This is a genomic window from Edaphobacter sp., assembly GCF_028283685.1.
Classification (GTDB): domain Bacteria; phylum Acidobacteriota; class Terriglobia; order Terriglobales; family Acidobacteriaceae; genus Edaphobacter.
On the sequence record NZ_JAPWKF010000007.1, the window covers coordinates 959871 to 973162 of the forward strand.

At 62.2% G+C, this 13292-nt stretch carries 9 protein-coding genes; 3 read left to right on the forward strand and 6 right to left on the reverse strand.

Features of this window, described 5'->3' with window-relative positions; all coding sequences use genetic code 11:
* Positions 1-199: 199 nt before the first annotated feature.
* The 6 genes from PW789_RS14905 to PW789_RS14930 form a co-directional block, all read right to left on the reverse strand.
* Positions 200-3529, reverse strand: a complete 3330-nt coding sequence (locus PW789_RS14905; protein ID WP_299377744.1) for an Rne/Rng family ribonuclease — start codon at positions 3527-3529, stop codon at positions 200-202.
* A gap of 568 nt (positions 3530-4097) precedes the next feature.
* Complete coding sequence (gene rodA / locus PW789_RS14910) at positions 4098-5198, reverse strand: rod shape-determining protein RodA (protein WP_299377902.1); 1101 nt, start codon at positions 5196-5198, stop codon at positions 4098-4100.
* Between the two features lie 66 nt (positions 5199-5264).
* Positions 5265-7241, reverse strand: coding sequence for a penicillin-binding protein 2 (gene mrdA / locus PW789_RS14915; protein ID WP_299377745.1), 1977 nt, complete (start codon positions 7239-7241; stop codon positions 5265-5267).
* Between the two features lie 48 nt (positions 7242-7289).
* On the reverse strand, positions 7290-7814 hold the full coding sequence (gene mreD, locus PW789_RS14920) for a rod shape-determining protein MreD (protein WP_299377747.1): 525 nt from the start codon (positions 7812-7814) through the stop codon (positions 7290-7292).
* A gap of 5 nt (positions 7815-7819) precedes the next feature.
* Positions 7820-9079 (reverse strand): rod shape-determining protein MreC, encoded by a 1260-nt coding sequence (gene mreC, locus PW789_RS14925; protein ID WP_299377749.1) that lies wholly within the window; start codon positions 9077-9079, stop codon positions 7820-7822.
* A 108-nt stretch (positions 9080-9187) separates the two neighbouring features.
* A complete protein-coding gene (locus tag PW789_RS14930) occupies positions 9188-10303 on the reverse strand; it encodes an esterase (protein WP_299377751.1) in 1116 nt (371 codons plus the stop codon).
* A 164-nt stretch (positions 10304-10467) separates the two neighbouring features.
* Between PW789_RS14930 and PW789_RS14935 the strand changes: the two genes are divergently transcribed.
* The 3 genes from PW789_RS14935 (at position 10468) to PW789_RS14945 (ending at position 13244) form a co-directional block, all read left to right on the forward strand.
* On the forward strand, positions 10468-11073 hold the full coding sequence (locus PW789_RS14935) for a cytochrome P460 family protein (RefSeq protein ID WP_299377753.1): 606 nt from the start codon (positions 10468-10470) through the stop codon (positions 11071-11073).
* A 63-nt stretch (positions 11074-11136) separates the two neighbouring features.
* On the forward strand, positions 11137-12174 hold the full coding sequence (gene era / locus PW789_RS14940; RefSeq protein WP_299377755.1) for a GTPase Era: 1038 nt from the start codon (positions 11137-11139) through the stop codon (positions 12172-12174).
* Between the two features lie 155 nt (positions 12175-12329).
* A complete protein-coding gene (locus PW789_RS14945; protein ID WP_299377757.1) occupies positions 12330-13244 on the forward strand; it encodes a sugar phosphate isomerase/epimerase in 915 nt (304 codons plus the stop codon).
* Positions 13245-13292 lie beyond the last annotated feature (48 nt).

A 13292-nucleotide genomic window follows, 5' to 3' on the forward strand; every position in this document is an offset into this window, starting at 1 on the left:
CTATTATAAAAGTGCATCCATTGACTCCGTTGGCTTGGTGGTTCCTGCCTTCTGTCAGTAACCCCAAATTTATCTCGTTGTTGTGTGAGACGAGGCAAAACAGTATTTGGATACCCCATATCCCTCGATTTGTGACCAGGGCACAAGCAAAGACGGGCGCTCCAATATCGAAGCGCCCGTCCTATCTTTACAGATGGGTTTAGTGGATGTCGAACTGCTCGGGGTGCAGGCTCGGGTCCGACTTTACCAAAATCGTCTTGCCGACCATCTCCTCCATCTCCTGCAGCCACTTGGTAGTGGACTTCAACTGCTTGACCACATCCGGATGCACTCGCAACATGACGTCACCGCGATCAAGGTGCTTGGACATCTTTCTCATCTCGATATAGATGTCGTTGCATACCGTCACCGGCGACTTGACCATGCCCGTTCCCGCGCACACGTTGCAAGGCGTCGAAAGCGTACGCTCCAGCGACTGCTTCACGCGCTTGCGTGTAATCGCCACCAGACCGAAGTCGTTGAACTGAAGAATCTTCGACGGTGCACGATCGGTCTTCAACTCCTCTTCCAGAGCCGCCATCACCTTGTTGCGGTTCTTGCGCTCATCCATGTCGATGAAGTCGATGATGATGATGCCGCCCAGATCGCGCAGACGGATCTGGCGCACAATCTCCGGAATCGCGTCGAGGTTCGTCTTCACGATCGTGTCTTCCAGGCGAGCCGTCTTGCCGACGTACTTGCCCGTGTTGATATCGATCGCGACCAGCGCCTCGGTCTGGTTGATCACGATCGATCCACCCGACTTCAGCCACACCTTCGAACGCAGTGCCTTGTTGATCTCCTCGGTGATGCCGAACTGCTCAAACAGCGGCGTCTCCTTGGTGTACAGCTTCACGCGACGAATCAGCGAAGGCTGGAAGCGCTGCAGGAAGCGGAGAATCCGCTCGTAGTTGTCCTCGCTGTCGACCCAGATTGCCGAGAAGTTGTCCGTCACCTGGTCGCGCAGAATGCGCTCGACGAGGTTCAGATCGTGATAGATCAGCGCCGGGGACTTCGACCCCTCCGAACGCTGCTTGATATCGGCCCACAGGTTCAGCAGGAAGCGCAGATCGCTGCGCAGCTCCTCTTCGCTCGCACCGGATGCAGCCGTGCGCACGATGAAGCCGCCCGCTGCCTCGCCCTTCTCGCTGAGCAGAATCTCCTTCAGCCTGCGACGCTCACCGTCCGACTCGATCTTGCGCGACACACCCGTGTGATTGACCGTCGGCATGAAGACCAGGAAGCGTCCCGGCAGGGCGATGTGCGACGTAATGCGCGCGCCCTTCTTCGCGATCGGCTCCTTGGCGATCTGCACCAGGATCTCCTGGCCCGGCTTCAGCAGCTCGCTGATCGCCGGAAGATCGGTCGCCTGCATCGAGGTCCGTCCGCGTCCGCCGCCACGCTCGCGATCGCCGCCGCTGTGACGGCTGCGGTCGCGTCCACCACGACGATTATCGCGACGTCCACGACGACGCTCCGGCTCACGCTGACGGTCGCTCTCCGTCGCTGCGCCATCGGCTACAGCAGGCTCGCCCTCTTCCGTCTCTTCTGCACTCTCTTCGACCTCGACATCGTCGGCGTACGCCTCTTCGGCATAGCCCTCTGCTGCGCCATCATCGATGGCGTCCTCTTCTTCGAAGTCTTCTTCTTCTTCGCCGAGACCCGCACTGGTGATCTCGTCGATCGACATCTCGCGCAGCATCGTGCCCAGATCGGCAGCGCCCTCGAGCGTCTCTTCTTCGTCCAGGTCGTCCAGCTCTTCAACCGACGAGGCGTGCAGCATCGTCGTGTCGTAGTCCTCGTCGTCGATCGCCTCTTCCTCGATAACACCCACGCCCGGCTCAAACGCCTGCTGCGTGGCCTCGGCCTCAACCGTATCGATCACCGGAGCCTCAGACTCCATCAGGCCGCTGGCGTGGATCGACGTCACATCGTGCGCCGACTCCTTTGCCGTCTCGGTCTGCTCAATCTCAGTCTGCTCAATCTCTGCATGTGGAAGCTCCGTATGCTGAGCAACGACCTCTTCCTCTTCGATCTCGGGAATGTGCTCCTGAACCAGCGTCTCTTCCGATACCTCTTCGGACAGCGACTCTTCCAGCGGTGCGCTCTGGCGGAACTCGCTCGGAGCGACCGGATCGACGCGATACGTCACCGAAGCATCCTCGCTCGGCTCATACTCGGCAGGCTCCTTGGGCTCAACCGCGGGAACCGTCGCCGACTCGCTGCGAACCTCCGCCTCCACGAGCTGCGCAGACTCAACCTCAGGCGTCGCCTCTACCACGGTCGCCGTCTTGGCCACGCGGGCAGGCCTTGCCGGTGCAGCCGGAGCCTCTGCGCGATTGCGGCGCCGCGAGAGCGACTCACCGGGCAATACCAAACCGCCATCCCAGCCCGCAGGAATCTCATACCCCGGAGCCGACACAGCAATCACCTGTGCTGCCGCAGCAGGCTTCGCTGCCTCCGTCTCTTCACCACCAACACGGTACTTCGAGAGCGATTCACCGGGGAGGATGATCGGCTCACCGGCAGGAGCGGCGTCATATGCCGTCGGAGCTGCTGCCCCACTCTCTTCAATGCCGTAGTTCGACGTACGAGGCTCGAAGCCACGCGGTCCACGGCGGCCACGGTCACGGCGGCCGCGTCCACGATCCTCGCGCCCCCGCTCTTCACGTCCGCTCTGCGCGTTGTTATCGAAGTTAGGACGGCGCGATCCGCGCTGGAAGTCTTCAACGGGAGCTTCGCCAGCATCTGCGCCAGCCTCCTGCGAAAGCTCCTCAGCCTCGGCAGTCCCATCGATCTCGAAAGAGTTCTCGAACGGCTCTGCCGGATACTCTTCTCCGCCCTCTGCCTGCGGCTCTGCAGGGTTCGCCTGCTGACGCGACTCCTCACGCTGTCCGCGTCCGCGACGGCGGCTGCGGCGTCCACGCCAGCGGCGGCTTCCGTCCGCACCAGGTGCGCCCTCGCCCATCGGCTCCGCACCCTCGGCCGAAGACTCCGGTGCAGCATAATTCTCTTCTGGAGCTGCCTCAACCGACTCCGGCGCAGCGGACTCGCCCTCGGGACGGCGGCTGCCGCGATCACGGCGTCCGCGACTGCGGTCACGGCTTCGTTCGCCGCTCCGTTCGCCGCTGCGTTCGTTGCTGCGCTCCGGCGCCTGTCCGCCTTCGAGCGTTACCGGCTCACGGCTTCCCTGCTGCTGACCGCCACGGCGCTGTCCGCCGCGCTGGCCGCCCTCACCCTCGAAGTCGGCCGAATCTCCGGCCTCTTCCATAAAATCGGTGATGTAAAGAAACGCGTCCCGCTCCAGGCCAATGTCCACGAAGCTGGACTGCATACCTGGCAGAACGCGCGTCACCCGGCCGTTATAGATCGACCCGGCCAGGGTGTACTCGTTCTCGCGCTCGTAATAGATCTCGGTCAGCGCGTCGTTTTCGACAATGGCAAGCCGCGTCTCGTGCGGCGTGCTCGATATATAGATTTCCTTCGGCATGTTGCTCTGCTCTTTCTGCCCGCTGGTAACGGGCGGCAGGCAAGGCCGAGAGATAGCGTGTCCAAACCCTGAATCGTACTTAGGTCTGGCTCACCGCTAGGCGGACGGAATCTGCGAGACGACGAAACTCGAATACACGACCTGGAACAGGCCGTTCCTGTGATGGATACAAGACTCCCATCCGCGTTCGCGCAATGGCGATGGACGTGGGATGGTGGAGACCTAAAACTCCAAAGGAGTGTTCGAGCAACTGCAGGCATGCGGAATCGGTGGCCGTAACTGCCTCAAAACAACCAATTTGAGGTGCGGCCGTTTGCCATCCGGATGCATTCATCTTCTCTGAATCCTGTCCGGCCAACGGGTGCAACCCTCTCGCCTGGCCGGCCTTTTCGTTCAAATCTTGTTAGCCGCTCTCCGCGAAGTTCGCCTGGAGGAGCGGGATAGACACTGACGTGGGCATCTACAGCCTCTTGTCAGGTGCTGCACCTAGTATTGCACTAATGTCACAACAGCCGCCACTGGAAAGAAATTACAGGAAATTTCCCCGAACCACATCGCTTACGGGAACCTAATTCACAAACCGGGACATCCGGACGTTCATCACGATCCCCAGCGCCAGGAACGAAAACAGGATGGACGATCCGCCATAGCTCATCAGCGGCAGCGGAATTCCCGTCACCGGCATCAGGCCCACCACCATACCGATATTGACGGCGATCTGGAAGACGATCACCGATACCACGCCCATAATGATGTACATCCCCGGCAGGTCCGCCGCCGTCTGCGCATTCTGAATCAGCCGCATCAGGATCAGGAAGTACAGCAGCAGAACCCCCAGAGCGCCCACAAATCCGTGCTCTTCGCAGAAGGCCGCGAAGATAAAGTCCGTGTAAGGAATCGGCAGGAAGTCGCCCTGGGTCTGCGTCCCCTTGTTCGCGCCCTTGCCCCAGATACCGCCCGAACCCACCGCGATCAGCGACTGGCGAATCTGGTATCCACCACCCTTGGGATCGGCGTCCGGGTCGATAAACGCGGTCAGCCGTGCCTTCTGATACGGCTTCAACAGCTTGCCGCTCTTCCAGATACCGCCGATCAGCACGGTGAAGATCACCACCAGCAGAGCCGCCTGCTTGAACCGGATGCCTCCCAGGAACAGGCCGCACAGCAGCACCGGGAAATAGGTCAGCGAGGTGCCCATGTCCGGCTGCACCAGCACCAGCCCCATCGGCACGCACACCAGGGCGAAGGCCCTGCCGATCTCCCGCCAGCTCAGCTCGCGGTTTCCCAGCTGCCAGAAGTAGCGCGCCACGCTGATAATCAGCACCAGCTTCACCCACTCCGACGGCTGAAAGTGCACACCGCCGCCGAGGTTGATCCAGCGCCGCGCACCCAGCACCTTCTGCCCCACCAGCTTCACAGCAATCAACGAGAGGAGACTGAAGCCGTACGCCCACGGCGCAATATCCAGCAGCACGTGGTAATCGATCGCCGAGATGACGAACATCAGGAACATTCCGGCACAGAGAAACTCGACCTGCTTGGTCTCAAAGCCGTGGAACTTGGTGTGCATCGTCGCCGACTTGATCTCGAGCACGCTGATAACACTCAGCAGCAGCACAAAGCCCAGCAGCACCCAGTCGAAGTCGCGATAACGTGAGAGACGGAACATCGTCAGCACCAGTGTAGAAGACACACAGGGGGCTCCGCATGCAGAATCCCCCCGCCTGCCAATTGATCAGTTCGGAACATTTCCCGTCTTCGGCGTAGCGGCGGGCGGAGTGACCCGCGCGGTCGTCTGCCGTTCCGGCGGCAACGAGGCGACAGGCTTGTCCGGAGAAGCCGGTGCAACGGGCGCAGGGACCATCGGCTTCTCCGCGATCTTGATATTGTTCTCCCGGCTGCGCTGCTTCTCCACAAAGGTGTCGATAATCCCGGCTGCGAGCTTGGCCGAGTTGTTGCCCCAGTAGCCGTGCTCCCACAGAACAGCCACGACAATGTCTGGGTTGCGCCGTGGAGTCATACCGACGAACCACGCATTGGGAATCGTGTCCTTGTTCTTGCTGCTCTTGTCGCGTCCGCTGACGATGTCGGCCGTCCCCGTCTTACCCGCAAAATCGATGCCTTCAAGACGAGCCGCATAGGCCGTTCCAATTGGCGACGACGTCACCGAATACATGGCGTCGGTGATGATCTGCCAGTTGTCCGGCGTCAGGGGAATCGTCTTCTCGCCCGAACCGGGAAAGCTCTCATGAATGGCTTCCAGCTGATCCGGCGGAATCTGATCGGACGAGACGAGATGGGGGCGCCGGAGCACGCCGCCGGAGGCTATCCCCGAAAGCGCACGAGCCAGCTGAATAGGGGTCGCCGTAACGGCACCCTGGCCGATGCCGACCGAGATCGTCTCTCCGGCATACCACTTCTCATGAAAGGTCTTCATCTTCCACTTGGTGGAAGGCACATTGCCCACGGCCTCATCCGGAAGATCGATGCCGGTCCTCTGCCCGAGGCCGACGGAGTTGGCATACCGGGCGATCGTGTCGATCCCCAGGCGATCGGCCAGCGTGTAGTAAAAGGTGTCGCACGAGTACGGAATGGCGTTATCGATCGTCACCATGCCATGGTTGCGATCGCAGGAGAAGTAGTGGCCGTAGAAGGTCGCGCCATGGTTACACGGCACATGCATCAGCTGCGCGATCCCCTCCTGCAGCCCCGCATACGACATGATGATCTTGAAGGTCGAACCCGGAGCCAGCTGCGCCTGGATGGCCTTGTTCAGCAGCGGATGGTTGGGGTTCGTGAGAATCTCGTTCCAGTAGCTTCTGGTCAGCCGCACCGCAAACTGGTTCGGATCGAAGGTAGGCCGCGAGACCAGCGCCAGGATCTCCCCGGTGTGAGGGTCCATCGCCACGACCGCGCCCGACTTCCCTTCCATCGCCCGCTCGGCGGCCATCTGGATGTCCAGATCGATCGTCAGCTTCAGGTCCTTGCCGGGCTGCGCCAGCGTCTGCCCCAGGTGGCCGATCTCCTTGCCGTGCGAGTTGACGATGACATCCCGGCTGCCGTCCACGCCGCGCAGCAGAGCGTCATAGGTCTCCTCCACGCCGGACTTCCCGACCACGTCGCCCGGCTGGTAGAAGGCATACTTCTCCTTGTTCAGGTCCTCTTCCGAGATCTCGCCCACGTAGCCGATCAGGTGAGCGGCAAAGCCGTCCTTCGGATACAGGCGGCGCTGCTCCTCGAGCGTCTCCAGCTCCGGCAGCTCGTTGCGGTGCGCCTCGATGAACGCCTGCTCATCCGGCGTGATGTCCTGCTTCAGCGGAATCGGCTGGAACTTGGGGCTTGCCTGGTAGCGCTTGAGCGTCGCACGCACCTGGTCCGGCGTCATGTGCAGGCCCGCCGTGATCAGCGGCATGTCCGTCTCGATATCCTTCACCTGCTCGCGCAGAATGAAGCACGAGACCGATGGATAGTTGTCCACCAGCAGGCGTCCTTCGCGATCGAAGAGCCTTCCCCGCGGAGCCAGCACCGGGATCTTGCGGATACGATTGGCCTCGGCCAGCGCGCGAAAGCTGTCCGCGCCAACGACCTCCAGCCGCCACAGGCCGACGCTCAACACCACCAGCACCGCCGCAATGACGTACTGTACGGCGTGCAGCTTGCCGACCGGCAGCTTTTCCGCCTTTTGCAGCTCGGCTTGTGGTGTCAGTTCCATCGTTATCTCAAGTCTAGGGCTACCGGTTAGACGTTGCTATCCCCCGTTCTACTCAGGCCGCTTGGTCAGGTCCAGCAGAAAGAAGATCGGTATCGCGATCACGGTATTCGCCACCGCACGGATCAGTTCATAGATCCAGCCGATATGCGCCTCCGCCTGCCCCAGCAGACGCCGGTTGATCAGGAACAGGATCAGGCTGTTCAGCAGCGAGAATCCGAAGTTCATGCCCACACGGGTGATCAGGTTATCGACATCCACCTGCACCCCGATGCTGGCAGCGATATAGCCGATCACCGACTTCGCCATGCCGTTGACCCCGATCGGGCGTCCCGTCAGCGCATCCTGCGCCAGGCCGATAAATGCGCCCGTCAGCGTGCCGGCAGACGGGCTTCTGCGGGAGACCGCAAAGAAGATCGCTACGATCAGCGGCAGATCGATGATGCTGAATCGCCAGTACAGCTTGCTCAGCAGCACCTGCAGCACAATGGCGGCGATGGGCACCAGCAGCGTGACGGCCGGGGAAAAGCTGTGCTGCTCGATCTCCTGTCGGGATGTATAGCTGAGGCTCGGCATGGTCGTTAGTTGTTCGGGCTCTCCGTCTGGGGCTCTGCGCCGGACTGCGGCTTCGGGGTGCGCGCGGGCTGCTGCGGCGCTGCCACCTCACCCGAGGGATGTCCCGCACCGGGCGTCAGGCTCGATGCCGGCGGCGTCGCTCCGTAGGTGTAGCGGTCCGGATGCTGCGTCGGCCGCGGACGCGGAACCACGCCAGTCTGCTTCGCCGCATCGGTCTGCGCCGGGGTGCCGCCGGGGGGAGCATTTGGATCGGTCTCCGCCTCGTGAATGCTGGGCAGCTTCTCGCCCACCATCTGGGCAGCCGATTGCGCCGCAGCCTCTGCCGCGGCCTCATCGGCAGCAGCCTTCGCTGCTGCAGCGCGCTGCTCGGCGGTGGCCAGTCCCTGGGCCAGGTCCTTCTGCGCCAGCGCGGGAAGCGCGGTCTGATTCCCCGTGATAATCAACACCTCTTCCAGCTGAAAGAGATTCGTCGCCGGCTTCAACTGGATGATCGTATAGGGCTGGTGCTCCGTGTCCGGCGCAATGGTCTCAATCGTTCCAACCGGCAGGCCGCGAGGATAGATCTGGTCGCCGCCTGAAGTAATCACCTGCTCGCCCGGCTTGATCCGCGAGTCCGGAGTCAGGTTGTTGATGATGATTCTCCCACTGGAAGTCCCACGCAGGATGGCACGAATGCGCGTCGTCGTCAGCAGCACCCCTGCCCCCGAGCTCTGATCGTTGATCACCAGCACCTGCGCCGTCTTCGACTGCACCTCGCGCAGCTTGCCCACGATGCCGTCCGGCGTAATCACCGCCTGATCGACCTTCAGTCCGTCGTTCGATCCCTTGTCGATATACAGCACCCGCGACTGATCCGTGCCGCTCGCTCCGATCACCTGCGCCGCCACCGTCGAAGTCACATAATGCTGCTGAAAGTTCAAGAGAGCCTGCAGCCGATGGCCCTGCCTGGCATCCTCGGCCAGCTCCGACTGCTCCAGCCGCAGCCGCGCCACCTCCGACTGCAGATCGTGATTCTGCTGACGGGTATTGCGCAGGTCGATATAGTCCGACCAGCCGTAGCGCACATTGTGGCCGATGCCGTGAAAGAAGCGCTCGAACGGCGTCACCACTCCGATCACCCACGAACGCAGCATCCTCACCTTCGGGCTGTCCGGGGCGCCGGAGTCCACGGGACGCCGCACCTGGATGGCAAGGCCGATCGTCTGCACGAGCAGCACCGTTACCAGGACCAGAACATTTTTAAACCGTGTGAAGAAGGATTCCATGCGCTTTCCCTAACATTATCCCGCGATCCGGGGTCTCGCGCAGATTGTTGAAAAGGAGGCATCTTTCCCTCCACGGTCTGTTCCTTTCCCCAGCCGCCCAGTGACCGCTCAGTGTCCTGAAAAAATCATCGAAACAAACTGCGCCAGCCCCTCGCGCCAGACGATGTAGCTGTGCGTCCCCTCCGTCTGGTCGGCACGCACCGCCGCATCACGCGACCGCAGCCACGCCGCCAGCCTTCGGTTGCTCTCTGCCAGATCGTCATCCCGGCCCCAGACCATCCAGATCAGCCGCCGCGTCCCATCCTCGGGCCGGAACGATGTCAGCAGCCCGGCGAAATCCTGCCCCTGCAGCGCCGCGCTCTCGCCTCCGACCCAGGCGAAACGGTCGCCATGATTCAGACCGATGGCCAGGCTCTCCAGTCCTCCCATCGACGCCCCCATGATCGCCCGTCCATCCGCATCGTGCCGCACGTTGTACCCGGCCTCCACCCGCGGCATCACCTCTTCCAGCAAAGCCCGCTCGAACAGCTTCAGGTTGCGATCAACCGCCGTATGGTCGCTCCACAAATAGCTGTCGGCGAAGCTCATCTCTCCATAGCCCAGTGGCATCACCACCACCATCGGCCGGGCCTTCTTCTGCGCGATCAGGTTGTCGAGGATGACGTTCGCCTGCCCAAAGCGATCCCAGCTATCCGGCCGGTCGCCCCAGCAGTGCAGCAGGTAGAGCACCGGATACGGCGCGCCCTTCGCCGAATACCCCGGCGGCGTGTAAACCACATACTCGCTCTGGTCGCCCGGCAGCCCCTTCACGATCTTTGTCGTATAGCCGTGGCTCTCCACCCGTCCGCGCGGCGCTCCGCTCTCCTCCCACGGCTTCGGCGGATGCCCCGGCACCAGCAGCAGGTCGTTACCGTAACGCCGCTCGTTGTTCTGCGGATCGTGCTTCGTCTTCGGGCTGCCGTCGATGCGAAACCGGTAGCCGTAGATCTCCGGCGGCAATGGCTCCGTCGTCACGCTCCACACACCGCTCGCATCGCGCTGCATCGCAAGAGGAGCGGCGCGGTTCTCAAGCAGAAGCTCGGCCTTCGCCGCATGCGCATCTTCGTAACGGAAAGTCACTCGACCATCGCCGAGAATCTCCGTCGAGCGAAACTTCACCTGCGCATGCGCCCCTAGACACGCCAACGCGAAGATCGCCGCCGCCATCGGACGCCTTCCCCTCACCGCACTCCCCATGCCGAGAGCAGCCGATCGGCTCCGATGACGAAAGAAGGCCTCATACGCCAGAAGTGTAGATCATCTCTGCCCTTTCGCCCGTACGGAACCATACCCTGACATCCTCCGTATACTTCCCTACACCGACCTCATTTCTCTCGCTGCGAGGCTTCATGCTCCGTCCGCTGTTGCTCCTGCTCCCATTGCTCCTGTCACCGCCATCGCCGCAACCAGCCTCCAGCACGGCCGCACCCTCTGACGGCCCCACCTACACTGCCACCGGCGAGTTGAAGTTGCCCGAGAACTATCGAGAGTGGATCTTCCTCACAGCGGGCGTCGACATGAGCTACTCCGCCACCCAGAGCCCGGAGCACTCCGTCTTCGACAACGTCTTCGTGAACCCCAGCTCCTACCGTGCCTTCCTCAAAACCGGCACCTGGCCCGACAAGACCGTGCTCATCCTCGAGATTCGCGGAGCCGAGGGCGCCGCCTCCATCAACAAACGCGGCCATACCCAGTCAGCCGGCATTACCGGCCTCGAAGTTCACGTCAAGGACAGCGCAAAGGACGGCTGGACCTTCTACGACTTCGACAATCCCTCCACCGGCAAGCCCCTTCCGCGCACAGCCTCCTGCTACACCTGCCATCAGCAGCACGGCATCGTCGACACCACCTTCGTGCAGTTCTATCCCACGCTGCTTGGCCTCGCCAAAGCCAAGCAGACCATCCGTCCGGAGATGCTCCAGGAGCTTGCGCCACCCGCCGCCGAGAACAAATGATCCCCGCGCAAAGCCTGCATAACGGCGCATAATACTCGCCTGACGGAGCATAATAGAAGATCCATGGCTTTTCGTTCCGGTTTCGTCTCCATCATTGGCCGCCCCAACGCGGGTAAGTCCACGCTGCTTAATGCCCTGCTCGGCCAGAAGCTCGCCATCGTCACCCACAAGCCGCAGACCACGCGCACCCGCATCCAGGGCGTGCTCGAAGTGCCGCTGCGCAAGAAGACAAAGACCGATCCCGGCCGCCCCTCCGGCCAGGTCATACTGGTCGATACCCCCGGCATCCACAAGCCCACCTCGCAGCTCGACCGCCGCATGATGCAGGAGGTGCAGGACGCGCTCGAATCGCGCGACCTCGTCCTCTTCATCGTCGACGTCACGCACCGCCTGCCCCGCACCGGCGAGACCGAAGACAACTCCCCCAGCGGCGCCAAGCGCAAGCTCTCCGCCAGCGAGGATCAGTTCGCGCTCTCCTTCGTCAAGAAGCTCAACTGCCCCGTCGTGCTCGTGCTCAACAAGATCGACGCCGTGTCCAAGGCCGAGCTGCTGCCGCTCATCTCGCACTGGAGCGCCCAGCACAACTTCACCGACGTCATCCCCATCTCGGCCAAGAAGAAGAACGGCCTCGAGCTCCTGCTCGATACGGTCCTCCACAAGCTCAGCGAAGGCCAGCGCTACTTCCCCAAGCACCAGCTCACCGACCAGCCCGAACGCTTCCTCGTCGCCGAGATCATCCGCGAGAAAATTCTTCTGCTCACCGGCGAAGAGGTCCCCTACGCCACCGCCGTCGTCATCGAAAAGTACGAAGAGCCTGCCTCCATGCGCAAGATCAACGGCAAGCTGCCGTTAACAAAGATCTCTGCCGCTATCTTCTGCGAGCGCGCCGGACAGAAGGCCATCCTCATCGGCAAGAGCGGCGAGATGCTCAAGAAGATCGGCACCACCGCACGCAAAGAGATCGAATCGCTCGTGGGCACGCGCGTCTTCCTCGAACTCTTCGTCAAGGTGCAGGAGTCCTGGCGCAGCTCTGCCTCCTTCGTCGAGGACCTCGACTGGCGCCGCCAGCTCGAAGAGATCGCCGCCAGGCAGAAGGACTGATCGGCACCCCTTTCGGCCAGCCGTGCGAGGTCCGTGGTTTAATGCTGTCATTGCACCAAAAACTACGGTGACCGAAATAATTCATGGGAGGGCTTGCTTTGCACTCTGACCATTCGTCTCGGACGGACCGCCGCACCTTTCTTGCCTCTGCAGGAATGGCAGCAGCAGCGCTCGCACTCGGGCAGACGGAGAAGGCCCGCGCGGCGACGCCCGCTCCCTCCTCCACGCGCCACAAACCCATGGCCATGGGTCTGCTGATCAAGCCCTACCCTAACGTCGAAGAGCGAATCGCAGTTGTGAAGCAGCTGGGCATCCCCACCTGCTTCCTCTCGCTTGATTCCTACATCGGCAAGTTCACGCCCGACCTCGCGAAGCAGATGCAGGACGCGCTCGACAAGCATCAGGTCGTCGCCACCACCGCCGAGGTCGTGCAGCCGCCTCCGCTCAAGTGGAACTTCACCGAAGGCCCTTCCACCATCGGCGTCGTGCCCCGCGCCTACCGCGCCGCGCGCATCGACGCGCTCAAGCAGACCTCCGACTTCGCCAAGCTGCTCGGCATCGACAAGATCCAGACCCACTGCGGCTTCATCCCCGAAGATCCGCACGACCCGCTCTACGACGAGACCGTCCTCGCCATCCGCCAGCTCGCCGAGTACTGCGCCGCCAACGGCCAGAGCTTCCTGATGGAGACCGGCCAGGAGACGCCCGTCACCATGCTCCGCGTGCTCAAGGACGTCGACCGGCCCTCGCTCGGCGTCGGCCTCGACACCGCCAACCTCATCCTCTACGGCAAGGCCAATCCCGTCGACGCCGTGAAGATCCTCGGGCCGCACATCCGCGCCATGCACGCCAAGGACGGCAAATGGCCGACCAACCCGATGGAACTCGGCGAAGAGGTCGTCATCGGAAAAGGCGAGGTCGACTTCACCAAGGTCCTCACCGAGCTGCACGCCGTCGGCTACAAGGGAGCCGTCACCATCGAGCGCGAGACCTCCGGCCCGCAGCAGATCGAAGACGTGCGGCAGGAGAAGATCTACCTCGAACGCATCCTCGCCAAGCTCAAGAGTTAGCACTTCCATACTGAAGACCAACCAAACATCACTCCACGGAGAAGACCA

What these genes read in the sequence shown, in the direction of transcription:
- PW789_RS14905 (WP_299377744.1), bottom strand. Translation starts at nt 3,529, where the DNA reads ATGCCGAAGGAAATCTATATATCGAGCACGCCGCACGAGACGCGGCTT.
- rodA (WP_299377902.1), bottom strand. Translation starts at nt 5,198, where the DNA reads ATGTTCCGTCTCTCACGTTATCGCGACTTCGACTGGGTGCTGCTGGGC.
- mrdA (WP_299377745.1), bottom strand. Translation starts at nt 7,241, where the DNA reads ATGGAACTGACACCACAAGCCGAGCTGCAAAAGGCGGAAAAGCTGCCG.
- mreD (WP_299377747.1), bottom strand. Translation starts at nt 7,814, where the DNA reads ATGCCGAGCCTCAGCTATACATCCCGACAGGAGATCGAGCAGCACAGC.
- mreC (WP_299377749.1), bottom strand. Translation starts at nt 9,079, where the DNA reads ATGGAATCCTTCTTCACACGGTTTAAAAATGTTCTGGTCCTGGTAACG.
- PW789_RS14935 (WP_299377753.1), top strand. Translation starts at nt 10,468, where the DNA reads ATGCTCCGTCCGCTGTTGCTCCTGCTCCCATTGCTCCTGTCACCGCCA.
- era (WP_299377755.1), top strand. Translation starts at nt 11,137, where the DNA reads ATGGCTTTTCGTTCCGGTTTCGTCTCCATCATTGGCCGCCCCAACGCG.
- PW789_RS14945 (WP_299377757.1), top strand. Translation starts at nt 12,330, where the DNA reads ATGGCAGCAGCAGCGCTCGCACTCGGGCAGACGGAGAAGGCCCGCGCG.